Annotated in this window: 25 protein-coding genes; 7 read left to right on the top strand and 18 right to left on the bottom strand. The window is 45.9% G+C overall.

All coding sequences use genetic code 11. The annotated features are described in order from the left end of the window. Nucleotides 1-75: 75 nt before the first annotated feature. Nucleotides 76-1,263, top strand: a complete 1,188-nt coding sequence (locus BMY62_RS05625) for a porin (RefSeq protein ID WP_090657520.1) — start codon at nt 76-78, stop codon at nt 1,261-1,263. Between the two features lie 488 nt (nt 1,264-1,751). Here the strand turns inward: BMY62_RS05625 and BMY62_RS05620 are convergent, their stop codons facing one another. Then, the gene (locus tag BMY62_RS05620) at nt 1,752-2,003 is read right to left on the bottom strand and encodes a hypothetical protein (RefSeq protein WP_090657518.1); all 252 of its coding nucleotides are present in this window, start codon (nt 2,001-2,003) and stop codon (nt 1,752-1,754) included. Nucleotides 2,004-2,671: 668 nt separating this feature from the next. On the opposite strand from BMY62_RS05620, the gene BMY62_RS05610 reads away from it, so the two are divergent. Both BMY62_RS05610 and BMY62_RS05605 read left to right on the top strand, forming a co-directional pair. Then, nucleotides 2,672-3,724, top strand: coding sequence for a multicopper oxidase domain-containing protein (locus BMY62_RS05610; protein ID WP_090657514.1), 1,053 nt, complete (start codon nt 2,672-2,674; stop codon nt 3,722-3,724). Between the two features lie 33 nt (nt 3,725-3,757). Further along, on the top strand, nt 3,758-6,613 hold the full coding sequence (locus BMY62_RS05605) for a multicopper oxidase domain-containing protein (protein ID WP_090657512.1): 2,856 nt from the start codon (nt 3,758-3,760) through the stop codon (nt 6,611-6,613). 214 nt (nt 6,614-6,827) lie between these two features. Here BMY62_RS05605 and BMY62_RS05600 read toward each other — a convergent pair whose 3' ends face one another. Together BMY62_RS05600 and tyrS are read right to left on the bottom strand one after the other, a co-directional pair. Beyond that, on the bottom strand, nt 6,828-7,328 hold the full coding sequence (locus BMY62_RS05600; protein WP_090657510.1) for a hypothetical protein: 501 nt from the start codon (nt 7,326-7,328) through the stop codon (nt 6,828-6,830). A 51-nt stretch (nt 7,329-7,379) separates the two neighbouring features. After that, nucleotides 7,380-8,582, bottom strand: a complete 1,203-nt coding sequence (gene tyrS / locus BMY62_RS05595; protein WP_090657614.1) for a tyrosine--tRNA ligase — start codon at nt 8,580-8,582, stop codon at nt 7,380-7,382. A gap of 175 nt (nt 8,583-8,757) precedes the next feature. On the opposite strand from tyrS, the gene BMY62_RS05590 reads away from it, so the two are divergent. Both BMY62_RS05590 and BMY62_RS05585 read left to right on the top strand, forming a co-directional pair. After that, nucleotides 8,758-10,098, top strand: a complete 1,341-nt coding sequence (locus BMY62_RS05590) for a M23 family metallopeptidase (protein ID WP_090657508.1) — start codon at nt 8,758-8,760, stop codon at nt 10,096-10,098. Nucleotides 10,099-10,255: 157 nt separating this feature from the next. Further along, nucleotides 10,256-11,353 carry an anhydro-N-acetylmuramic acid kinase gene (locus BMY62_RS05585; protein ID WP_090657612.1) on the top strand — a complete coding sequence of 366 codons (1,098 nt, stop codon included), beginning with the start codon at nt 10,256-10,258 and terminating at the stop codon, nt 11,351-11,353. A gap of 26 nt (nt 11,354-11,379) precedes the next feature. Here the strand turns inward: BMY62_RS05585 and erpA are convergent, their stop codons facing one another. The 6 genes from erpA to rplM form a co-directional block, all read right to left on the bottom strand. Continuing rightward, complete coding sequence (erpA, locus tag BMY62_RS05580) at nt 11,380-11,742, bottom strand: iron-sulfur cluster insertion protein ErpA (protein WP_371264072.1); 363 nt, start codon at nt 11,740-11,742, stop codon at nt 11,380-11,382. Nucleotides 11,743-11,813: 71 nt separating this feature from the next. Then, nucleotides 11,814-12,224 carry a bactofilin family protein gene (locus BMY62_RS05575; protein WP_090657506.1) on the bottom strand — a complete coding sequence of 137 codons (411 nt, stop codon included), beginning with the start codon at nt 12,222-12,224 and terminating at the stop codon, nt 11,814-11,816. A 14-nt stretch (nt 12,225-12,238) separates the two neighbouring features. After that, nucleotides 12,239-12,967, bottom strand: a complete 729-nt coding sequence (locus tag BMY62_RS05570; protein ID WP_090657503.1) for a DUF6776 family protein — start codon at nt 12,965-12,967, stop codon at nt 12,239-12,241. A gap of 41 nt (nt 12,968-13,008) precedes the next feature. Beyond that, nucleotides 13,009-14,043, bottom strand: coding sequence for an N-acetyl-gamma-glutamyl-phosphate reductase (gene argC / locus BMY62_RS05565; RefSeq protein WP_090657498.1), 1,035 nt, complete (start codon nt 14,041-14,043; stop codon nt 13,009-13,011). 104 nt (nt 14,044-14,147) lie between these two features. Beyond that, nucleotides 14,148-14,540, bottom strand: a complete 393-nt coding sequence (rpsI, locus tag BMY62_RS05560) for a 30S ribosomal protein S9 (RefSeq protein ID WP_090657497.1) — start codon at nt 14,538-14,540, stop codon at nt 14,148-14,150. A gap of 6 nt (nt 14,541-14,546) precedes the next feature. Beyond that, nucleotides 14,547-14,981 carry a 50S ribosomal protein L13 gene (gene rplM / locus BMY62_RS05555; RefSeq protein ID WP_090657495.1) on the bottom strand — a complete coding sequence of 145 codons (435 nt, stop codon included), beginning with the start codon at nt 14,979-14,981 and terminating at the stop codon, nt 14,547-14,549. A gap of 306 nt (nt 14,982-15,287) precedes the next feature. Between rplM and BMY62_RS05550 the strand changes: the two genes are divergently transcribed. After that, the gene (locus BMY62_RS05550; RefSeq protein WP_090657493.1) at nt 15,288-16,982 is read left to right on the top strand and encodes a glutamine--tRNA ligase/YqeY domain fusion protein; all 1,695 of its coding nucleotides are present in this window, start codon (nt 15,288-15,290) and stop codon (nt 16,980-16,982) included. A gap of 131 nt (nt 16,983-17,113) precedes the next feature. On the opposite strand, the gene BMY62_RS05545 is transcribed toward BMY62_RS05550, so the two are convergent. The 5 genes from BMY62_RS05545 to BMY62_RS05530 form a co-directional block, all read right to left on the bottom strand. After that, nucleotides 17,114-17,293 (bottom strand): hypothetical protein, encoded by a 180-nt coding sequence (locus tag BMY62_RS05545; protein ID WP_090632102.1) that lies wholly within the window; start codon nt 17,291-17,293, stop codon nt 17,114-17,116. Nucleotides 17,294-17,390: 97 nt separating this feature from the next. Continuing rightward, nucleotides 17,391-18,068: a Bax inhibitor-1/YccA family protein gene (locus BMY62_RS05540; protein WP_090657491.1), complete on the bottom strand. Its 678-nt coding sequence runs from the start codon at nt 18,066-18,068 to the stop codon at nt 17,391-17,393. 201 nt (nt 18,069-18,269) lie between these two features. After that, on the bottom strand, nt 18,270-18,695 hold the full coding sequence (locus BMY62_RS05535; protein WP_090657490.1) for a YdbL family probable chaperone protein: 426 nt from the start codon (nt 18,693-18,695) through the stop codon (nt 18,270-18,272). 68 nt (nt 18,696-18,763) lie between these two features. Continuing rightward, a complete protein-coding gene (locus BMY62_RS15920) occupies nt 18,764-18,946 on the bottom strand; it encodes a hypothetical protein (protein ID WP_143058759.1) in 183 nt (60 codons plus the stop codon). Nucleotides 18,947-18,967: 21 nt separating this feature from the next. Further along, a complete protein-coding gene (locus tag BMY62_RS05530) occupies nt 18,968-20,866 on the bottom strand; it encodes an intermembrane phospholipid transport YdbH family protein (protein WP_143058758.1) in 1,899 nt (632 codons plus the stop codon). A 19-nt stretch (nt 20,867-20,885) separates the two neighbouring features. On the opposite strand from BMY62_RS05530, the gene BMY62_RS16475 reads away from it, so the two are divergent. After that, on the top strand, nt 20,886-21,011 hold the full coding sequence (locus BMY62_RS16475) for a hypothetical protein (RefSeq protein ID WP_256207441.1): 126 nt from the start codon (nt 20,886-20,888) through the stop codon (nt 21,009-21,011). 14 nt (nt 21,012-21,025) lie between these two features. Here BMY62_RS16475 and cysM read toward each other — a convergent pair whose 3' ends face one another. From cysM to BMY62_RS05510, 4 genes are all read right to left on the bottom strand, one after another. Further along, the gene (gene cysM, locus BMY62_RS05525; RefSeq protein ID WP_090657608.1) at nt 21,026-21,913 is read right to left on the bottom strand and encodes a cysteine synthase CysM; all 888 of its coding nucleotides are present in this window, start codon (nt 21,911-21,913) and stop codon (nt 21,026-21,028) included. Nucleotides 21,914-22,035: 122 nt separating this feature from the next. After that, nucleotides 22,036-22,335, bottom strand: coding sequence for a ComEA family DNA-binding protein (locus BMY62_RS05520; RefSeq protein WP_090657484.1), 300 nt, complete (start codon nt 22,333-22,335; stop codon nt 22,036-22,038). A 225-nt stretch (nt 22,336-22,560) separates the two neighbouring features. Further along, nucleotides 22,561-23,451, bottom strand: a complete 891-nt coding sequence (locus BMY62_RS05515) for an alpha/beta fold hydrolase (RefSeq protein ID WP_090657483.1) — start codon at nt 23,449-23,451, stop codon at nt 22,561-22,563. A 288-nt stretch (nt 23,452-23,739) separates the two neighbouring features. Then, nucleotides 23,740-24,987 (bottom strand): D-alanyl-D-alanine carboxypeptidase family protein, encoded by a 1,248-nt coding sequence (locus tag BMY62_RS05510; RefSeq protein WP_090657481.1) that lies wholly within the window; start codon nt 24,985-24,987, stop codon nt 23,740-23,742. Between the last annotated feature and the right edge of the window lie 274 nt (nt 24,988-25,261).

Here is a 25,261-nt window from a genome sequence, read left to right as displayed (position 1 = left end):
AGAAGTCATTTGTTACAGGCTTATAAAGCTTTGTTTTCAAATTTATTAAACATTTCATACAAAAAGAGGATTATGATGAATAAGCATTTGATTGCTATAATATTGACCGGTCTTGTCACATTAATTGCCACAGCATCCGCTTTCGGATCTAAATTTTCTGTTGTTGGCAGAATCCAGTCTGAATACAGTCATATCAATATCGAGGGATATTCCAGTCAGTCCACGGTAAACGACCCAACGTTTTTTTCCTCATGGGGTTTCCGTGTGTTTGAAGACCTGGGCGGGGGGTTTCAGGCAATGGCGATGATCGATTTCGGTTTCAATACCAACGGCGCAACCCAGGGCAGCCGGGAAATTTTTGTCGGCATCAATAACGACAAAATCGGCACATTAAAAATAGGACGTACGCATTCGCCGTTCGCGGATTTTGCCGGTGGCTGGACCATTGATCCATTTGTTTATACAACCTTGCAGGCTGCCGGCAGTGGCGGCACCATGGTTGCCAGCGCCAACGGCCTCGGTGCCGGCGCGTATTCTGCGGTCAATAGTGTTGTCAGGTTTACCTCCACAGAATTTCATGGTTTTTCTTTCGCCGTCCTGTTTATGCCCGGAGACGCTGAAAAACTGGAAGCTCATCTCGGTGGCGCTCTCGGTGGTGACGGCTTCAACATCGGCGAAACCGGTGGTGAAGACGGTGAGTGGGACGTTCAGGTTGCCGCGAAATATAATTTTGATTTTCTGGCGCATAAATTCCAGGTCTTCGGCGGATACTCAAGGGACAACGTCAGTACGTTCCAGAAACGAGTGACAACTGCCAACCTGAAAACCGAAGAAGTCGGTCGCATCGGCGGCATCTGGTCATATAATGATTTTCAGCTGCAGGGTCAGTATGAATTCGTCAGCGATGCGATAGGCGCCGCAACCTGTTCGGACGCTGCCGCGCTCGGTTCAATCAAGGAAACAGCAACCCGTCAGTGTAACTCTGCCATGAATCCCGGCGGCGATGGCGACGTCTGGTATGTTGGCGGTCAATACAAACTGGGTAACGCCACCCTGGTTGCGCAAGGCGGAATGACCCATGCCGAACGTACGGTTTTTGCGAACAAGCGCGATGCCAAAAGCTTTACCCTTGGCGCACTGTATCATCTGAGCAAGCGGACGAATCTTTTCGGCGGCTATCAACGTGTCAATGTCATCGACAGGAATACGACAGTCGACCGTGACCGCAACACCTGGACAGTCGGCTTACGACACCTGTTTTAACCCCACCCGACCTAACACCCCTTCACAGGCCGTAAAACAGGTATTCAAGTCAAATCTCAGAATTGGCGAAAACAAGCGGCCCAATTACTCAAAGCGGATTCCGGATGACCCGGAATCCGGTAACAGCGCGATACAGAGAATAAAATTCAGGAAAATACTCCAACTGCTGATTAATACAATACAACACTATTTGCGATCGCTGCCCGCCTTAATGTAGCAACGTCATACCTTGATGGAGCGCTGACAGGTTATCTGCCGCACTGCGCGGGATAGCAGAGCAGTTGATTATCGAAAAAAAAAACAGCCTTCCATGAAAACGGGCGTTTCCGGAAGGCTCGAGATACAAATCGAAAACTGCGAAAACCAGGATGGCTTTACACAGTTTTTATTGCGTGTGGCGTGATAAATGAAAAATTGTTAGAACTGAACGAACAGTCGAAAAGTATTTACTCATCAACAACTGTCACGACTATTCATCAGGCATGGTTCTATTTGGCCTCGAGCTTATTTTTATAACGCTGGACAATACTGTCACCGGTAGCTAAGGATGACGATTCCTTACGTAATTTCAATAATTTTTCTTTGATCTGCTTACTGAGCGAACTGGTTGCAATGCCCACAGCATTTTCCCGAAAACTTTTTTTCAGCGCAGTTTCATTTTTGGCAAATGACGGACCGCTTGTCATCGCAATGGCCAGTGCAAAGATTACCAATCCTCCAGAGATATTTCTGTACTTCATGTTTGACACCTCGTAATCATTAAAAAATTTACTATAAAAACAACAATGTTGCAGGAACACACGATACACTGCATTTATGTACAGAGGATTACAGATTATTTAACTTTTTATGAAATTTCGTGTAATGGCATGCATTGATTTGCCATATTTTCATGAAGCTGTATTTATACGCTCATCGCTGGTCCGGATTTTTGTTACACACATTTTCATTCCGGGCAAATACTCAATAAGTATTTGATAAATAATTCATCAAACGCGGCTTGATCTCCAGTCTTTTGTGCTCATCTCATCACACTGTCGAAAAATTTTACACTGCATTTTGGGCATAGGTGCGACAATTTGTCGCACCTATGCCTGTGAAAATTGCATAACTTTCAACAAATTGAAACCATTTTGTAACATTTCTAATGTTTCAATAACCTTATGAAAAATAGTGTCTTTAGCACTTAAATTGTGTCGAAATATTTTACTTAATGTCATTGTGGTCTTTTGTTTCGCGATGCAGCCCGTACAGCAAAATTTATACGACATATAAATCAACAACTTAAAATAATTAAGCATTTCTGGCACAAAAAATGCTTGGAAAAACATTGACGTATTCTTCACTGGAATTACGTTTCCTGAATTTGGCACCAATCTAGATAAATAATTAACGGAGGGAGAATTAAATGATACGTAAAGTAATGCATACCTTACGGTCGAAACATTCGCGCTTTGCGCCTACGGCAGCAGTGCCTGCTCGACGGGGCGCGCAAAAGCAGACCAAGCTTGTTTTTCATATTCTGACCATGCTAGCGTTAATGTTGTGCGTCCAGACCGCATTCGCTGCCAGTGCGGGAAAAATGCACATAATCGAACTGTGGGCCGAGAAAATACCGGCCGGCGTTGAAGGCGGAAACGATCTGTTTGCTTACCGTATGGCACAGCACATCGTTAAAAGGGGCAACAAGGAGACCGATGTGACATCCAGGTATGTATCCGAGCCGACGATACCGGGACCAACCCTGGTCATCGACGAGGGTGATGAAGTCGTGCTCACGTTGAGGCATGTATTTGATCCGGGCAATTCGGCCACACTTGAACAGGTCAGTGTACATGTACATGGTGTGCATTACGATATTCACAGTGACGGCACCCTCGAATACATTAATCTGGTTGCGGACGAAAGCGCCACGCCCACGATGAGCTACACGTATCACTGGATTGCCGCACCCGGCACAACAGGGACATGGGCCTACCACGATCATAATATGATCACGCTCAATGGCGCAGAGGACAGAGGGTTGTATGGCGCAGTCATTGTCAATGGCAGCACCAGTATGCAGGCCCTGAACAAGGCCGGAAAGTTAAAAAATGTGCCTGTTTCCAGTATCAAAAAGGAATATGTCCTGTTTATTGGCGATGACGCATTTTGGGGAACGGAAATCGATAACCAGACAGGCCAGCAGACGCCACTCTGGCATAACCCGACGCTCACGGCCCATCAGGGCAACAATGTCCGCTTCCATCTGATTGCGCTTGGTTCCAATTCACACAATTTCAAAATGAACAATTACGGATGGATCGATCCCGGCACAAATCTGATTATTACTGAAAAAGTAATCGGCCCATTAGAGAAGCATGTTTTTGCTGTCCAGGCAGCATGGGATTCACAGTATAAGGATGACACCTTTCCCGGTAATTCACTGGGCATGCAGGGCAACTTTAACGTTAATCCCTAATTGAAACGTAATTCTCAATCAAAGGACAGAAGAATGAAATTTATTATCTTTGGATCGAATAAAAAAACAGTGGCGGCAACGGTTGTGTTCATAGCCGCATTGTTCTTTTCAAGTATCGCGCTGGCAGCCACGCATGATGGGAACATATATTATTTTAAAGATGGGTTGTTGCTCAAAAAAACCAAAGCCGAATCCATTAGCGCTACTACCACGCATACAATCAATCTTTCAGCGGAGACGCTGCCAAACGGCCAGCTTGGCTATAAAATGATCAGCCACGCCGGGTCGAATCAGAATTACCCGGCAGAAACAGCCATACCCGGTCCGACGCTTTTTGTTCAACAGGGCGATACAGTCAACATTTCACTGACGAACAACACCAGCGTTCCCGTTGGCATTAATATTCCCGGCATTCTGGAAAACGCGGCCGAGGCTGCTGCCGGCGGCGGTTCGCAGAATTATTCCTTTACTGCCAGCAAAACCGGCACATATCCGTATTATGACGACGGATCCGGATTGCTGGGCCTGTTTGGCGCTCTGGTCGTCAACGCCGCCGACGGTTCGGTGCAAAGCTATATCGACGGTGACGGCACCATCATCCCGACCGATATCGCCGATCTGGACAAGGAATACATCATGTTCATGGTTGGTTCCACGTTCTGGGGCGCCGAGATCGTCAACGGTACGCAGACTCCTCTCTGGACCAACCCGGTACTTGGCGCCAATCTGGATGAAATAGTGCGCTTTCATGTGTTGTCACTTGAGCACGACCATACATTCCATCTGCACGCACACCGCTGGCTTGACGAGGTCGACCCGATTAACCAGGGCCACACTCCGCATATTATTGACGTCAAAATACTGGCCGGTAAGGCCGACAGTCACGCCTTCACGCTTAAGTCAGGCACCGGTGTCGGCGCGGGCATGTGGCACTTGCACTGCCACGTGGTATCGCATATGGAATCCAACATGGCGGCGCGGTTCCGCGTGGATGAACCCGGCGCTGCATCCGGCGTCAGCGTTGCGGGCGCGTCACCGTATGGCGCGATACTCCTGAGTCCCAACCAGAGCGATCCCGGTCTGGTGACCTTTGAAATTTCGGACGAGCCCGGCAGCTGGTTCAGAAGCACGCGCAGCGATGCGATCATCGACCCCGCCGGTCCGATCGGTGCGCTTAATATCAAAACCCGCTCACTTGAAGTAATGGCCCCCGGCAGCAGTGCGCATTTCATTATGTCGGACACCAACGCGGTGCACACCATTACAACCCTGATCTGGCCAAGTGATGCGGACACGGATAACAAACATGACATCCCGTTTGATCAGACCAAGGCCTACCGCGGCGGCGGCATTGTACAGCTCAACACACCGGGTCTGTATGTATTCACCTGTAAAATCCACCCTTATATGTTTGGCGCCGTAATTGTAGACGACCCCAGCACGGATGGACTGGATTTGGGCGAAGCTATTGATCTGGTGGTTGGCATCCATGATCTGCCAACTACCAGCGATCTCGCTACACGCTTGCTGAGAACATTTTTTGTCGCTACGACCCAGGGAAACTGGCAGGATTACACATCTGCCGCGCCATGGCATGCGGAATACCCGAACGTTGACGTACGCTTGAGCGGTGGAGCGGTGTTGAATCTGAAAGCTGTACTCGAAAGCCGGTATGGTCAGGACATTGCCTTGGGTCCATTGTCCAATCCCGTTACGCCAGGCGTTGGCGAGGTATGGATCAATACGCAGTTTGAAAAAACGGCCAGTAAAACCAAACCCGGAACCATCACTGTGCTCGACACATCGGACTGGACGATCAAACGCAAGATTGCATTGCCGTCAATCAATATGAATCATCCACATAATATGTGGGTTGACCGAAATCAGTCGACCGTTTTCCAGACGCAATGGTTCGACAACAAGCTGACGTTCATTAATCAGTCCAACGGCCAGTTGATCGACAATATTCGAATTGGCGATTCACCATCGCATGTCATGACGATGCCGGACAGTGATGATATTACCGTGGCCATTAATGGCGAAAACAGGGTGGTCACCATTCCGGCAGGCACGACGACGCCGGAATCCAGCATTCCTACGCAATTGCCTGGACAGGTACCGGCAAACCCGCATGGTCACTGGATTACACCGGCAGGTAAAATCGTTACACCGAATATCAACACATCGGATACCGGTTTTTATGACGGCAATTCCGGGCAGATCATGGCACGTCCGGCCGCTGGCGGCAACTTTCCACACGGGCCACACCCAATCGCGATTGGCGTCGGCAACGACAGAATTTACGCCGCCAACCTGCTGGACCATTCCTTGAGTGTTTACGACTTTGACGGGAATCCGGTTCCGGTAGCTGCAAACGGCGGCAAGCCATACATCAATCTGATTGCTGCTTATAATCCCGTAACGGGCGAAGGCGCGGCAAATTCCGGCATTTTACCGATTCAGACGCCCGTTGATCCGACCGGCCGCGTGGTGGTCACGGCAAATACGGGCGGCACCATCACTGTTGTCGACACCAGCTCTGACACGGTCGTGGCCATATTACCTTGCGACCCTGGCTGTCATGGTGTCAATTTCGGTGCCAAGGCCGGTGGCGGTTATTATGCCTATGTCAGCAGTAAATTTTCCAACCGGCTGATTGTGGTCGACCCTGACCCGAATGGCGACGGCAATTTCTCTGATGCTACTGTTGCCGGCACAATCTCCATGGCAGATAACACTGCAGCTACGGATGACGCTGTGGTCAGCCTGGCGGGCATGGGCGGCCAGGGCGTACTGGCAATCCCCAATGTGTATAACGGCTGGGTACAACATCTGCCATCCGGATGGCAGGCTGGCTTGACTGATGCGCAGAAAAATGCTGTTCCCTAACCGGTCAGCTGTCATTTGCATCATTAGAAAATAAGCTGTATTACTAAAAACCGTGCATCGATTTTGGTGCGCGGTTTTTATTTCGCCTGTGCAACCGGATTATAAGTGGCATTCAGGCTGGTCATTCAGACGTACTTTTGCTGGCTTCCTAAACCGCTTATTACTCTTTTCCTTCAATCAACGAAGGATTCAGGTGCTGACCGGATACCCGACCTTATTCGTAACGTAAAAACTCCTCGGCCAGCGCATCACCACCGTGCCGATTGATTAACGCATCGATTTCTGCAAGTAGCGCATCATCTTCGTCCTCATCCAGCACACCATCACCAACGAGTCTTGCCGGCAACCCCATTGCGATAGCTTCTCTGACTGCTTCCAGTGTCGGCGGGTTATCCTGATCCCTACTGTTAATTACCGCGTCAATGACTCGTGACATAGGTTCGCTGGCGCTGTTTTGCACGAAATCACTCGCCAGCGCCGTTTCACCAAATTCTTCAATCAATGCGTCCAGCTCGTCAAGCAGCGAATCATTGATATCAAAGTGATGGATATGTTCCGTCTCGGTAAACGCCGCCGACAGCATATCGGTTAGATAGTCTCGTATAACTGCGAGCGTGACATATTCCTCGGGATCATCCGTGTTCAAACGAGTCTCAATCAATGCTGAGAGATTGGAACTCACACGCGTGGACACATCTATTGGATTACGAATCATGATTTTTTCCTTAAATAAAAATTAGACAAACCGGACAAAAAATCAAGTGGCTTATGCAGTTGTCACTCTGGCAAACTTGCGCTTGCCGACTTGTATAACAATCGTCTCACATCGCTGTATTTCTTTCGATTTATCCTCGACCTTTTCTCCATCTACTTTGACAGCACCCTGATCAATCATGCGCATTGCTTCACTTGTGCTTGCAGATAGCCCGGCCTGTTTCATAAGAGACGTCAACCGGATGGCTGTACCATCGACCTGAACAGTCTTTTCAGGTATTTCGTCTGGAAGCGCTCCTCGCTTGAATCGCATTTCAAAATCAACAAGCGCTGACTCGGCTGCGTTGCGACTGTGAAAGCGCGTAACGATTTCCTGTGCAAACATTACCTTGATATCTCTTGGATTCCGTCCTGCTTTGACCTCCCGCTGCCAGCCATGTATGGTTTCGATAGGCTCGGATGACAGTAATTCAATATAACGCCACATTAATTGATCTGAAACCGACATTAATTTGCCAAAAATTTCTGTCGGGCTTTCTGTAATTCCGACATAGTTGCTCAGCGATTTGGACATCTTATTGATACCATCCAGGCCTTCCAGCAGAGGCATAGTAAGAATGCACTGCTGTGGCAGACCAAAATGCTTTTGCAGTTCTCGCCCTACCAGCAGATTAAACTTCTGATCCGTACCTCCCAACTCCAGGTCAGCTTTCAAAGCAACAGAATCATAACCCTGTACCAACGGATACAAAAATTCGTGAATCGCGATAGACTGATTATTGCGGTAACGTTTCTCGAAATCATCACGTTCCAGCATGCGCGCGACGGTATACGTCGAAGCCAGCCGGATCAAATCCGCTGCATCAAATCCATCCATCCAGGTTGAGTTAAACACAATTTCAGTCTGTTCAGGATGCAGTATTTTAAATACCTGGTCCGTGTAGGACCTGGCGTTTTCGGCTACTTGTTCACGTGTCAGCGGTGGCCGTGTCGCATTTTTACCGCTTGGGTCGCCTATCATGCCGGTAAAATCACCGATCAAAAACAAAACATGATGCCCAAGCTCCTGTAATTGCCGCATTTTGTTCAACAGTACCGCATGACCAAGGTGTAAGTCCGGAGCAGTTGGATCGAACCCTGCTTTAACCCGCAACGGCTTGCCGGCTTTCAACTTACTCTCGAGTTCCTTTTCTATGAGCAACTCATGGCTGCCGTATTTTATTATTTCTATTTGCTGATTGACTGTATTATCCACAATTAAATTTTTAACAAGTAGTTCCAATCGAAATTCATTTCCGCCTCGACATTCAATTTTACTATCTGAGTAGTGTACTTAGGTACAATGTTTTTGATTTATCGTGTTAGAATTAAGAGTATTTGCGACATGACATGAATTGAATCAATATAAAAGAGAAGGGGGACTGTCCTGTATGCGATTTATGCCAATACGCAGCAATTCGAGCATTTTAGCTCAAAAATCATCGAGACTAACCAAAAAAACACTCCGCTGGCTCATAGTATTATCAACCATTCCATTATTTGGATTTGTCACCGCTTTCGGCATTGCGCCAAATTCGCCTTCCCTTCATGAAGTCGAGATCAAGGAAGTCGTTCGCGACCTTTACCTGCCCGACGTATTACCTGAACTGGAGGCCAGCTCAGATCAATCATTCTGGCGACAGGAAACCATTCGCCGCGGTGATACCATAGCCGCGATACTGGATCGTCTTGACGTCAATCAACATGACAAGCAAAATTTTCTTCAGGCGGCCCGTGACAGCCGTGCCATGCGACGGCTGCAGCCTGGAAAAATTATCCACGCACAAACAACCGCGGACGGTAATCTACTGACACTGCGCTATTTCTTCGGCAATGAAGAACTGTTCCTGATGGAAAAAACGGAACATGTATTCAAAATGTCCGAACAGAAAGTTGAACTTGAGTCACAAATCCAGATGAAATCGGGCACTGTCAACAGCTCGCTTTTTGCCGCAACAGACAAAGCCGGCATACCCAACACCATCGCCACCCAAATGATCGATATTCTGGCATCCGAGATCGATTTTCACCGTGATCTGCGACAAGGCGACCGTTTCACAGTCGTCTATGAAACATTAATCGACAGTAGCGGCGGTGCCAGCAAATCTGGAAAGGTTATCGCAGTCGAATTTACCAATCATCGCAAAACTTACCAGGCGATATATTTTCAATCATCCAATGGTGACTTTGGCTATTACACGCCCGACGGAGAAAGCCTGCGCAAAGCATTTTTGAAAGCACCGCTTGAATTCTCACGCATCAGCTCCGGCTTCAGTAAAGCACGCTTTCACCCCGTACTCAAGAAATGGCGCGCACACAAGGGAATTGATTATGCAGCCCCAACTGGCACACCTGTAAAATCAACCGCTAATGGCAAAGTCACATTTGCAGGCACACAAAGAGGTTATGGTAAACTCATCATAATTAAACACGATGATCAATACGAAACCGCTTATGGGCATTTATCGGGCTTTGCCAAAGGCCTCAAAAATGGCTCGCGTGTCAGCCAGGGCGATGTTATTGGTTACGTCGGTATGACGGGAATGGCAACAGGCCCACATCTGCATTATGAATTACGCGTCAACGGCGTGCAGCGTGATCCATCAAAAATAGCGCTACCGACAGCGACACCGATTGCAAAAAAAGATTTACCAGCATTCCAGAAGGAAGCTACGGCACTGCTTTCCCGTCTGGATATCATGCGAAGTCTGCACCTTGCATCGAATAATTAACTGATCGCTGCACTGATACGGATAATACCCAGCCAAAAAACAGGCTGCAAACCGGACTTTAAATTATTGATAATAGTGTATTGAGCTCGAACTTGGCATCGCATAGGAATTGCAAAACGCCTTCTACTGGCCTTGTGTAACGTTTTTTGGGTTAATCTTGGAATCCGCTTATTACATCGGCATCATGTCTGGCACCAGCCTGGATGGTGTCGATGCTGTATTAGTCGATTTCAGATCGGACGGGATTTCACTTGCAAAAACCTTTTTTCTGCCTTACGACGATGCACTCAAATCAAAATTACTCGCTCTGAATCATCCCGAGTATGACGAGCTCAATACGGCAGCAGTAGTCAGCAACCGTCTTGCCCACGTATATGCAGCTGCAATCAAAGAGCTCTTGAAAGACAACGCAGTATCGCCACATGAAATAACCGCAATCGGATGCCATGGACAGACGATTCGTCACTGTCCGGAAATCGAGAAAAAATACACTATACAGCTTGTCAACGCCGCACTACTCGCTGAATTAACCTGTATTTCCGTTGTTTCCGATTTCAGAAGCCGCGATCTTGCCGCCGGAGGCCAGGGTGCACCACTGGTACCCGCCTTTCATCGCGCTGCATTCATGGATTCGAGCTACCGCCGTGTCATTGTCAATATTGGCGGCATCGCCAATTTGACTTACCTAGATCCATCTGCCGAAGTCAGCGGATTTGACTGCGGTCCCGGTAATATACTATTGGATGCCTGGTGCCAGCGACACACCGGCAAACATTTTGATAACAATGGCGATTGGGCGGCAACCGGCAACATCATTCCTTCACTACTTGATAAATTACTGTCGATCGATTTTTTTTCTTCCCCCCCTCCCAAAAGTACGGGCAGAGATTTGTTTAATTATAAATGGCTGGAAAGCCACTTACGAAATGAACTTCCTGAGGATGTGCAGGCAACATTAATACAGTTATCGACCGTATCCATTTCACAGGCCATCCAGACATATTATCCAAACGCCAATGAAATCTACTTGTGCGGCGGCGGCGCACGCAACCTGCATCTGGTACATCACTTGAAGAAATCGCTCTCCGGTATGAAAGTTGCCTTGACCGATGAACTTGGAATACCTGTAGATTGGGTCGAAGCCAGCGCTTTTGCATGGCTGGCCCGTCAAACAATTTTAAGAAATCCGGGAAATATCCCCGCCGTCACCGGCGCATTGGGCGAGCGGATACTGGGTGCAGTATACTCCGCATAACATACGATACTGAAATACTGATTATCTTAAACCGTGAATGAAGAACCACATCCACAAGTACTGGATGCCCCTGGGTTCTTGATGACGAACTGGGCACCTTTTATATTTTCCTGATAATCAATCTCAGCCCCGATCAGATACTGGAAACTCATGGAATCAATTAACAATTGCACACCGTTTTTTTCCATGACCATGTCATCTTCATTGACCGCTTCATCAAATGTAAATCCATACTGAAACCCCGAGCAGCCTCCACCACTGACAAAGACTCTTAATTTAAGCGCCTCATTGCCTTCCTCTGTTATTAGCTGTTTGACCTTGTTTGCCGCGTTCTCGGTAAACAAAATAGGTGTATTTTCGGTATTGGACATACCTGCTTCAGTTATCATTTTTTATCAAATTCAGTTGTTTTGTTGAACAAACCGTTGAGATTACAACGCCTTTTTCACTACCGCTGTTTTCATTCGGATGCAGCCGGTATTAATGAGACCAATTTCTCGGACTGAAGTTTATCCTGATGAATCATTTTTCCATCGACAGAGGCGCCCAGCTTGACTTCAATTGAACCGTAATACACATCACCATGAATTTGTGCATTTTCTTGCAGTTCCAGATACCTGGAAGCATGAATAGGCCCTTTTACCGTACCATTAATAATCACATTGGCGACTTGTATCTTCCCTTCAATATAACCCGCGTTACTGAGAATTAATGTGTGCTGGTCACCATCTTCAGCGATGATATTACCATTGATATTCCCATCCACACGTAACCCGCCGCTAAAGCAGACATCACCGGTAATATGAGTTTGAGCGCCAATCAAAGTGTCTATATGGCTGTGAAGTTTGGCTTTCTTTTTTTTCCCAAACATGATTTTCTCCTTTACTACGAAGGTTCTGCAGTTTGTGTCAACTTGACCTGCGAATCCCCCTGTTCAAAAACCTGTACTTTCATGCTTTCCACAATTGTATCGGGCGGTATTTTGAACGACTCTTCAATTCTATGATAAAACTTAAAACTGATAGAGAAGCTTTTTTCTGCGTTTTTATTAGTCAACAGCACAGTTTTTCGCTGATCATTCTGCTGGAGATTCACAAAAAACTTCAGGCTTCCATTAAAATCTTTTGGCCGCTGCCCACCCTGCACCATTGAAACAGAGTATCGGTATACGCCTGGCTGAGCATCTTTTTTCAGATTGAATTGATGTATTGAAACACCATTATCAATCTTTGTGTTCCCCGTCATTACATGCTCGAAAAAATCGAGCTCTTCCTTCAATCTGTTATTTTCTTTACTCAGTGAACGCGTCTGCCTGGCCAGGTCTTCATTGGTCGTCTGAACAATCTGAAACTGCCTTGTTAATTCGGCCAGTTGTGTACATAGCTCCGACCGTTTCTTTTGCAAACACGTAGCCACATGATACGGTTCACTCAATGTTGCCAGTGATGCAGCATCCACAGCTCCTGCTGTCCTTTTTCCTGCTTCATACATACCCCAGGCAAGCATCGCCAGCAACATGCTGACCAAAAAGACAATCAACAAACGGGTCTTCCAGGAAACATATGCGCGTATGATTACTCGTTCAGGCAACAATTCAGACTTTTTTTTGAACAATTTATTCCCCTTCAGCACCTGATAGCCAGTCCGACAATCGGCTAAGGTATCAAAGGAATCTGACTGATACCCAGCGTTTCAGGAAAACCAAACATAATATTCATATTCTGCACAGCCTGTCCCGCAGCTCCCTTTACCAGATTATCTGTAACAGACAGAATTACAACGGTATCACTATTTTGTGGTCTGTGCACAGCAATCCGACAAATATTCGAACCGCGAACTGTTCGCGTCTCAGGGTGTTTTCCCGCTGGCAACACATCTACAAATGCTTCTGTTGCAAAACGTTCCTCATAAATTGCCTGCAAATCGATCTTGCGCTTTTTAGTCAACCGGGCATACAGAGTAGCATGAATACCCCGTATCATCGGCACCAGATGCGGTACAAATGTGAGCTCGACCGGTTTGCCTGCAACCCTGGTTAATCCTTGTCTGATTTCGGGATGATGTCTGTGCCCTGGAACTCCATACGCTTTGAAATTATCTGAAGCTTCTGCCAGCAATGTATGCACTTCTGCTTTTCTACCCGCACCGGACACACCTGACTTTACATCGGCAATTAAATGATTTGTGTCAACAATACCCATCTCAACGACAGGCAAAAAGCCCAACTGTACTGCTGTAGGATAACAACCGGGATTGGCAACCAAACACGCACTTTTAATTTCTGCACGATTAATTTCTGGCAAACCGTAAACAGCACTTGCTACCAGTTCGGGGCATGCATGTTGCATGCCATACCATTTTTCCCATTCTGCAATATCTTTTATACGAAAATCAGCAGCCAGATCAATTATTTTCACACCCGCATCCAGCAATGCTTCAGCTTGCTGCATAGCAATCCCGTTGGGCGTTGCAAAGAAAACCAGATCACATTGATCAAGTGCAGACCCTGATGGATCGCTGAATTTCAGATCAATATGCCCTCTTAAACTGGCGAACAATTCTGCCACATCCATACCCGATTCATTGCGCGATGTAATGGTTGTAATTTTAACTTCAGGATGTTGAATCAGAATACGCAGTAACTCTACGCCCGTATAACCTGTTCCACCTACAATACCAACTTTAATCATATGATTTCATGATACAAAATTTATATTATCCAGTACATAAATATGATGAAAATAAAAAAGCCGCCATAAAACGGCGGCTTTGTGCATTCATATGAAGCAATATCTCAGCGTTTGGAAAACTGCTTGCGCCGCCTCGCTTTACGCAATCCAACCTTTTTTCTCTCAACTTCACGTGCATCGCGCGTTACTAGTCCGGCCTTGCTTAATACCGGTTTCAGCTCGGCGTCATAATCGATTAAAGCACGGGTGATACCATGCCGCACTGCACCAGCTTGTCCTGATTCCCCGCCACCGCGTATATTCACCATGATATCAAATGTTGTCAAATGTTCTGTAAGCTCCAGCGGTTGTTTGACAACCATTTGACCCGTTTCACGCGAAAAATATTCATCGACAGGTTTATTGTTTACAATAATTGAACCTGTACCCGGTTTTATATAAACGCGCGCTACGGCGCTTTTACGTCGCCCGGTTCCGTAATTAAACTGTGTTGTCATATTTAATTATGCCCTGATTTCAAGGGGTTGAGGTTGTTGCGCTGCATGTGGATGTGCATCGCCTGCATACAGTTTGAGCTTTTTAATCATGGCATATCCCAATGGACCCTTGGGTAGCATCCCTTTGACTGCTTTCTCGAGCGGTCTACCGGGAAAACGTGCGCGCATCTTCCTGAAGTTCGTTTCATATAAACCACCCGGATAACCCGTATGCCTGTAATATTTTTTATCATCCGCTTTATTACCGGTTATACGTAATTTATCGACATTGATGACGACTATATAATCGCCTGTATCAACATGAGGTGTATAAATGGCCTTATGCTTGCCACGCAAGCGGTGCGCTATTGCAGAAGCAAGGCGACCCAATACTTTATCCGTAGCATCGATAACATACCAGTCATGTTTTACTTCGTGTGCTTTGGCTGAGAATGTTTTCACGAAAAAATCTATCCTGCAAATTCTAAAAGAGGCGGTGATTTTATTCGACACAACTCCAAAAGTCAATTAAAACAGCTTTTGGAAAACGTGAAGTTTGAATAGATTTTGAAACAATCAAAGTTATAATTGTTGCGATTAATTAAATATATTAAGACTAACGTCCATGCAATGATTAAACGGCTCTTTCAGAGTAATTGCAAGTTACGGCATGTTCCGCCTATTGGAAAGACTATTGCAATAGGCAACTATTAAAAAATCCAAAGCAAGTATCATAAATCACATTCAAAAAACAAGCTCTTTATTTTTATGAAAAATCCATCCACAGTAGAATCGACAGCTTCCAATTTTATTCGCAGTATCATTAATGAAGACAACAGAACTGGTAAATGGCAAGGTAGAGTAGAAACCCGATTTCCGCCAGAGCCCAACGGTTATCTGCATATCGGACACGCAAAGAGTATTTGTCTGAACTTTGGTATTGCCAAAGAATTTAATGGCGTCTGTCATTTGCGCTTTGATGATACCAATCCGGAAAAAGAGGCACAGGAATTTGTCGATGCTATCTGCGACAATGTTCGCTGGCTGGGTTTTGACTGGGGTGAGCATCTGCACTTTTCTTCAGATTATTTTGACCAGTTATATGCGTTTGCAGAATATTTGATTGCAGAGGGCAAAGCTTATATCGACAGTCAGTCTGCTGACGAAATACGTGAAAGACGCGGCACTCTAACCACTCCGGGGGAGCCCAGCCCTTTCCGTGATCGTTCTGTGACGGAGAACATGGATTTATTTCGTCGCATGAAAGCAGGTGAGTTCGCAGAGGGCGCCCATGTATTGCGTGCCAAAATCGATATGTCATCGCCGAATATCAATATGCGCGATCCGGTTATCTACCGTATCCGCTATGCACACCATCAGCGTACCAGGGACAAATGGTGCATTTACCCGATGTATGATTACACACATTGTATTTCCGATGCACTTGAAAATATAACACACTCACTGTGCACGCTCGAGTTTGAGGATCACCGTCCCCTTTATGACTGGGTGCTGGATCAACTACAAGAAAAATTACCCTGCCACCCGCAACAAATTGAATTCGCGCGTCTCAATCTAACCTACACTGTGATGAGCAAACGAAAACTCATCGAACTGGTTGAACAAAAACTTGTCGACGGCTGGGATGATCCGCGCCTTAGCACATTGGCAGGCGTGCGGCGTCGGGGTTATACACCACTATCAATTCAGAAGTTTGCCGAACGTATCGGTGTCAGCAAGGCAGACTCCTGGATCGATATGGGCGTACTGGAAGATTGCTTGCGCGAAGACCTGAATGAACATGCGCCGCGCCGTATTGCAGTTCTGAAACCCTTGAAACTGATAATCGACAATTATCCGGAGGATCAGGAAGAAGATTGCTTTGCACCCAACCATCCACAAAAACCCGAGTGGGGAAAACGCACGGTACCATTTGCCAAGGTTGTGTATATAGAACAGGATGATTTTATGGAAGAACCTGTTAAAGGTTTTTTTCGGCTCAAACCTGGCGGGGAAGTTCGCTTGCGTTATGCTTACATCATAAAATTTGAGCGCATTGAAAAAAATGCACAAGGCGAAATCGCAGCGATCCACTGCACTTACGACCCTGAAACCAAAAGCGGTACAGTTGGCGCTACGAAGCGAAAAGTAAAGGGAAATATACACTGGCTGGCCGCCAATCAAGCCAAGACCGTGGAAATCCGACTTTTTGACCGTCTGTTCAACGATCCCTATCCTGACAGTGGCGACAAGGACTACAAAAATGCCCTTAACCCGAATTCAAAAATGACACTCCATGCTTTTGTAGAGCCCACGCTGTTAGCAGCAGAGCCGGAACAGTGTTTTCAGTTCGAGCGCAACGGTTACTTTATCGCAGACCGTATCGACAGCCATCACGGCAAACCAGTATTCAACAGAGCGGTCACATTACGGGATTCCTGGGGAAAAACTGCGGGCACATGAATGACGTCTTTACGTACCGTATATAAAAAATAATAAGTTTGCCCTTTTGAACATCGTCTGCCTCATTGGAGAACGGAATGATGTATTGGACAGGCTAGTGCTCTTTCAATATGATATTGATAGAGTACTAGCTAGACCAACTGGACAAGCAACATAACAAATAACACAATTACCAGTATTGGCACCACAAAACCCATCCAGTCAGCCGATGAACCTTTAGGGCTGTTTTCCATCATATGGCGCGCTCTTGGAAATAAATAGACAATGAACATGATCAAAGCCAGCGCAGCAACTATTTTCATCCAGTCCATAGGAGTATCACTTTCTATTGTGTTTCAAACAATGATTCGACCAAAAACAAAACCCCGGCTAGCCGGGGTTTTTCCTATCAATCAATATATGTGATAATTAATCATCACCGCCCATAATGCCCAGAATCTGCAGCAGGCTGATAAAGATATTAAAAATCGTCATATACAATCCAATGGTCGCCAGAATATAATTGGTTTCACCGCCATGAATAATTCGGCTGGTATCGTGCAGAATGAACCCGCTCATCAGCATGATTACAACCGCTGATATCATAAGCGACATGGCAGGAATAGCCAGAAAGATATTCGCTACAGCAGCGACCAGCACCAACAAAAAACCAACCATTAAAAAGCCGCCAAGGAAGCTGAAATCCTTACGTGTTGCCAGCACATATGCTGACAGTCCCATAAAGATCACACCCGTCCCACCCAGCGACAGCATAATTATGTTACTGCCGTTAGGTACTGATGCATACATGCTCAGTATAGGTCCCAGCCCAAATCCCAATAGACCGGTAATCAGAAAAACTATACCAATGCCAGCTGTTGAATGTGCAAAACGCGGCAACACAAACATGGCAATCACCATACCACCAATCACAGATATTAAATAGGTCATCGGCGGCATATTCATCATCATTGAAATAGATGCAGTCAGCCCACTGAACAGCAATGTCATTGCCAATAACATGTAGGTATTACGCAGCACCTTATTAATTTCAATTGCTTGCTTCGTTCGTGAACTTCTGCCGATAGTCGAGTAATTTTGATCCATTATTAAACAACCTCCTCTTGAGAATTAAATATCAGACAAATCTGCCAGATTAATGAGACATATTACCATCTTCTTAAGTTCAAGCATATCACACAAAACCATTCTGCCAACAGGCTTATTTGTATACGTATATCACGAAAATACCAAGCCTGTATATCATCGATACAATCCAAGCTGATTATATCTCGATCAAAACGTATTTTATTTCTGCTTCCACCGCCCGCCGGCCTGATACCACCACCCGGATCTTGCCAGATTTATCCAACGTTCACCAAACGTTGAACGTATTTTTGATTCCCATTCAGGATGATTGTTTGCACGCGCAATTTCACGGTACAGCGCGTTTCTATCCTGATTTTCGGCTGAAACCAGCGAATTGACATGCTGACGTTTGGCCAAAGAAACCGCATTTGCATCGCGTACCATAACCATACCATCCTGAGTTAAACCGATAGCCCCGCTGTTGTAATACTCCACAAGCTCAGAATGCCTGCTTTGCATCCGCTGTTTAATGTTGCTAATGGCCGGTGAATTGATTTCGAGATTCGCCTCTGCATAACCCAGCATCGGTATTGATGCACACAATAAACAAAGTAGCAGCAGATAATATCTTGTGTAATTAACCATGACTAACCTGAAAAAAGTTGACTGATTCGCGCTCTCTTGCCGCGACTACAATTATTCCATTTGACCGGTCATTCCTCTTTTTCTTGATTTTCTTCATTTTGTTCACGCTCCAGTTGCCAGACCTCCTCGATGATTTTATCTGCTGCTTTTTCAGCTGCAGCAGCAGGAAAATAAATATTGATCGTAACGCATGCTGATAACACCATCGTTACACATATAAACTGCACTGTCTGCGTTAACTTTCTTTGCATTCTTATACTACAGTATTAAAACTATTGAATAATCGGTTCATTTTCACTGGTAATACGCTGCAGGCGGCTGATCAATTCCTGCCACCCTACTTCGCGATTATAGCCTATTACTGTTATTGCCGGGATACCCCCTCCCTGGATTAACGTATAACGCGATTCCGATTCTGAATCAATACCGCCCATATAACATATATCAAGTCGTAGCTTGCAACGCCAACCGATTTCCGCATAGCGAAATTCTTCGAAAAATCGCAAAAAACTGCGCTGAATAGCAGCCACGGCTCCTTTTCCTCCCAATGCCGAAATATTCTCAATCGCCGCCTGGCTGATGCGGCGGGAATAACTGCCAGGACTGCTGAACAAGTGCGCATCAAAATGAACAGGAACCCAGTTGGCAAGTTCGAGATTCAGCACATCTATATCCACCCGGCCTTCTACCTTGCCAAAGGAGAAAGTCCCGGTCAACAATTCCAGATCCAGATTTCGCATGGCTATATCAGTCATTAGATGCGGCGCTAATCCCATCGGTTCAATCAATTTAAGGTTGTGCATTACAACACTGCCATCAAAAACACTGAGTTGCAGCACGCCGTTCACTGAAACAGTATTTCCATCAAAGCTGACTTCCGGTATGTAACCGGAAAGTGTGCCGCGCATAGGCTGGGTTTGCAATGCACTCGTTAACGCTTCCATTGAAATCGGCGATAATCCGCCATTAAACTTCCAGCGCCAACCGTCTTCTGTATATTTTGCGCCAAAATTTTCAAGTTTCAGATGCCCATCCAATACAGGCAAAGTAACCTGCGGCAAGAAAATGTCGAACTGATTCAACTCCAATGGCACGCGTACCGCTCCCAGCGGAATAGATAACACATGACCGCTCAGAATACTGATATCGGCAACTGTAGCGCCTTCAAACAACCAGGGAATGTGTGCATTGATACGGTGAAATGCAAAACGATTTCGTGCGTCTTCGATGTTCACTTCATCCAAATCGATTTGCAATGACTGCACCACGCCGTCTTCCATACGCACCAGCCAATCAACATTTCCTGTTAACTGTATTTCCGCAAGCGCAGTATTTCGCAAAAACGGTTGTAACAACTGTTCATACAGTGCCGCCAACCGCACCCCATCGGCCTTCAATTCAAAAGTACTTAACTGTTTGCGTAATAGATTGAAAATGCCTGTAAAATGAAAAATCCCCAGTCCGTTTAATTTAACCGTACTCTCCATCAGGCGTATAGTTTCGCCATCGAATATACCCTGCAAATTTAAATAGTGATCCGATCCCACCATATAGATCGGTTGCCAAAAAACCTCACCCTGTTGCCAATAAACATCGCCGTGCCAATGCCACCGGCTTTGATGCGGCGTGCGGTTTATACCACCTTTCAACGACAGATTAATATTTTCACCGGCATGCAATCCGTCCCGGTCGGAAAAAGCCAGTTCCTCGACTGACAAATCCATTGCGGCAGATCTCAGATCCACCCCATCCCCAGAAAAAGAAACATTTCCACTTACACGACCATTGCCGGGTATGGGCGTTTTTTCCTGGTCAGGAAACCATTTGGCAATAGAGTCCAGAGAAATATTATGAATTGTCACAATACCCTGCCAAGAAGTATTGTTCCACTCCAATGCGACTTCCCAGCTCTCATTTTTTGCAGGAAATCCTTTGATGATTAATGTCTGCGCATCGAAAAAAACATGCAACGCGACCGGGAATGCGATAAATTCAGGAATCCTCACGTATCCTTTTTCGCACTGCATCGTCGTGCGCCCATACTGGAAATCGCTGCATGACAACCGTATGTTTTTCCAGATATAGTCCTGAGCTTTAAACTCTCCAATCACGATTTCGATTTCACCTGTTTCATCGCTTCCACTGACAAAATGAAGCAAAACAGTTTTCATTTCAAAAGCCGGATGTTTAATGTCATCGAGAACCATCGCAAAGCGGGAAAAAGCTGTTGAAGCACATAGCATCAACACACAGGCTATCAATATCAGAGAAATAACTGTGATCGGCCTGTTACGCAGACCGGAAGAGCAATATTGACTCATGCAATGGTTTTACGCAGGAAAAACACCTGTAGACAGGTAACGGTCACCCCGGTCACAAACTATGAACGCTATCACGGCATTTTCAAGCTGAACCGACAGCTTGAGCGCAGCAACAAGAGCGCCGCCCGATGAAATACCGGCAAAAATTCCTTCTTCCCGCGCCAGCCGTCGCGTCATTTCCTCTGCTTCCACCTGTGATACATAAATCATGTCATCCACCCTTGCCGCGTCATAAATTTTGGGCAAATATGCTGCAGGCCACTTGCGTATTCCCGGTATTTGAGCACCTTCTTCCGGCTGAACACCAATAATTTTTATACTTGGCAGCTGTTCTTTGAAAAAGCGTGAACACCCCATTATGGTGCCTGTCGTTCCCATACTGCTGACAAAATGTGTGAGTTTTCCTGCTGTATCACGCCAGATTTCTGGAGCGGTACCTTCATAATGGGCGAGCGGATTGTCCGGGTTGGCAAATTGATCCAGAATGAAACCTTTACCCTCATCACGCATTTTTTCGGCAAGATCTCTGGCGTGTTCCATGCTACCGGTCTGTGGTGTCAGAATAATTTCAGCACCATAAGCGCGCATCGATTGCCGCCGCTCAATACTCAGATTCTCGGGCATGATAAGTATCATACGATAACCCATGATAGCAGCGGCCATAGCCAGCGCAATACCGGTGTTGCCACTTGTCGCTTCTATTAGCGTGTCTCCAGGCTTAATATCACCGCGCTGTTGCGCATGCTTGATCATGGACAGTGCAGGCCTGTCTTTAACCGAACCAGCCGGATTGTTTCCTTCAAGTTTGGCAAGAATGATATTGCTGGTGTCACCGGGTAAATGCCTTAACCTCACCAGTGGCGTATTACCGACAAAATTTTCTATAGTTGTAAACATGAGCAGATGCTCCATCATTAATTATTCTCTTACATGAAGTCTACTCGATACACTGAAGTTTATAAATAAAAAAGCCCTCCGGTAAGATACAATCCGGAGGGCTTTTTTAGTGAAGCGGATATCTAGTCTTTTTGAACCGCCACGGCAGCTGAGGTTGCTGTTTCCGGCATATCACCCACCGTAATACTGTCGCGCAGCTGATTCATGGTTCCCTGACCGATACCATCGACCTCTATCAGGTTTTCCGTGGAAACGAATAACCCCTTCTGGTCACGATGCATCACGATCGCTTTTGCTTTGGCAGGTCCAATACCCTGGAGCGATTCCAGCTCCGCCTGTGTTGCCGTATTGATATTCACAACCGCAAATGCAGGCCCAGCAAAAACAAACATCAGAAATACTAATATGAAATTTAATTTCATAAATTCTCCTATAAATTGGTAAAAAGCGAGTTGAGCAAATGTTGTTACCCAACACGCTTTCCACGTGACTATAAAAGATGTCTTGTAACAGTTGACTAAAAGCACTGCGTTCAGACATTATTTACATCGGACACTTTCAAGTCTTTATTGAGAAAATTTTTCATCACAATATTTAAATTGTTTAGAAACAGCAAAATATAATGATGCCAATAAAAAGTTTGATAATTATTGGTTTATTAAAAAATCCTTGACAATTGATACCTGTTTATTATCAAGCAGTATTGGCGCATGCCCGATACCGGGCAACTCAATTACTGTGGCGCGAGGACCTCGCTGTTGCATCTGGACTGCAGTTTCAGCTTGCAATACATCCGAATCAGTTCCTCTGATCACCAAGGTAGGCGCTTGCAGCATGTCCCAGTATTGCCATAAATCAACGTCATCCTGCAGCGCGTGCTCTTTGAAGCTTGCTGAAATTTTGGGATCATAGTAGAAAGTGTAGGTTCCGTCGTCAAGCAAACGGGCGCTGTGTATTGTCAGGTGTCGCCACTGCGCATCGGTTAAAGGGCCAAATGGCGCAGATATTCTTCGAATATAAGCTTCGAAATCATCCAGATTACCAAATCGAATCTCTTTACCGACATACTCAGACATTCTTTTTAAAGCCGCTACCGGAATCAATGGCCCAATGTCGCTCATCACCAGTCTGCGAATTGTGTCTTTAAGATCAATGGCCGTCATCATGCCGATTAATCCACCCATTGAAATTCCTACCCAGTCAATGGTTATTGTTGAGCTGTATTGGCTTTGAATATGTTTAACGAGTAAAGCCGCATCTGACAAATAAACCGGGTAGTAATCATAATCCCGCTCATCCACGAGCCAGTCGCTTTGACCTCGTCCAACAACATCAGGACAAATAACACGGAAATGTGACAATAAATCGGATGCCAGATAATCAAAATCCCGGCAGTTGCGGGTCAAGCCGTGCACACAGATTACAACGTGTGGATTATTTTTATCACCCCAGTCCATATACGCGATCTGATGAGGGGGTTTATGCGCACCATCTGGCGACAGTGTTGGAACAAGCAGTTTTTCAAGGTGTTTACTCATACCTATCTCTGGAAAAATTAGACAGCAGCGGTTATGCAGCGTTTTCAAAGAAAAGCAATCGTTGCCCGATAACGCATATAACGCCATCGATTTGTTCGCAGATACCGTGCCAGATGGAAATTAGCAGCAATCGTGTCTGACTATTACAGCCCTGCCAGCTGGAATAATATCGTTATGCTGCTGGCAGTTAATTTGAGCAAAACAGACGGTAATGGCAATCCATAAACCACTAACCTTACTTATTCAACACACCCACACCCGGTACGGCAATATCATATTGATAGAGTACTAACCGTGAGAACGAACAACCATGCAGTCCATGCCATTGCGTGACAGGCTTTGACACGCTGTGTGTGCCTGATTTTTTTTCAATCCTATCAACCGGGCTCGATAAAACGTCCGGTTACTGATTTCCACCTCAACCACGGCAACCTCCCCTGCTACCCAGCGAGTCGCCGCCTGCGCCTGGGCATGTGCCCGATCAGGCTCGAAATACGAGCCTATTTGAACTGCCCAGCTATTGTTCTTTGGAAAATCAGTATTTTCCGGTAAGTCTCTGACCGGCGTTAATTCGCCACGTAATATTGCTGCCGGGTCAGCAGGCTGGTTATCCGAAAATACATTCGGTTTAGTGGTGGGAACAGGCGCTTCGGCAAGTATCTGTTTACGGTCGTTTGGTGAACCAATCGTGATAAAGTCTGAAGCCGCCAAGTGAGTAGCAGGTGTTTTTTTGAAGCAACGATCAAGTAATGCTGCTGTATGCTGGTCTCTGGAAGCAGCGGTTTTTCCACCCATAACAACCGCAATCACTCTGCGATTATCACGCTTGGCAGATGTTGCCACGTTGAATCCGGATGCACGAATGAAACCGGTTTTTAAACCGTCAACGCCTCGTGTATTACGAACCATACGGTTGTGGCTGTTGTAGGTTGTTCCTTTGTAGCTGAAGGATTGTGTGGAGAAATAGTGATAATACTGGGGAAAATCCTTCATAAGACGCACTGACAGTTTCACCATATCCCGTGCAGTCGTTTTTTGCTGATAATTCGGCAGTCCTGAGGCATTTTTGAAAGTAGTCGAGCTCATTCCCATTTTTCGCGCCTTTTCAGTCATCATTCGGCCGAAATTCGATTCAGTCTGACCGAGCGTCTCGGCGATTACAGCAGCTGCGTCATTTGCGGAACGTACAATCAAAGCTGGAATCGCATCACGTACTCGCAAAGTCTCGCCTGCACGCAAACCGATATTTGTTTGCGGCATTGATGCAGCGTGCGTTGATACCGGCATTTTAGTATCCAGCGCCATTTTACCCTGCTGTATCGCTTCGAACAGCATGTACAGCGTCATCATTTTCGTCAAAGAGGCTGGGTAACGACTGGCATCTGCATTGGATTCATGCAGTACAGCACCTGTATCCGCATCGATTACAATCGAAGCGTAACGAGGGTTTGCATGCACGTGGCTGCTCAATGCAATGAACACCCACATCGCAGTAACAATAAACCCTTTTATTCCGGCAAGTTTTAAATCAAACATGAAATCTGCTCCGCTAAATGAGTTGATGTCCACAGGATATTAAATACCAGCAATATGTTCTGGCTGCACCCTTTATTTATTCAAGCTTTCAACTAAAAAATAGTTGCATAAAAGACTTTACCAAGAAATCTGAAAATTTCAGTGTTGCTCTTGCTATTCGATACTTCATGGAAAATTGTCTTTCAAGCAGCTACAAACTGCGGCACTATTTTAATAGCATGGAATTCTAATCATTCTATAAAAAAGCCATAAAATATTGACGTTTTCCTTATAT

This window comes from Nitrosomonas marina (assembly GCF_900111605.1).
GTDB lineage: Bacteria > Pseudomonadota > Gammaproteobacteria > Burkholderiales > Nitrosomonadaceae > Nitrosomonas > Nitrosomonas marina_A.
Note: the sequence above shows the minus strand (reverse complement) of the source record. Positions and strands in the feature narration are given on the sequence as shown.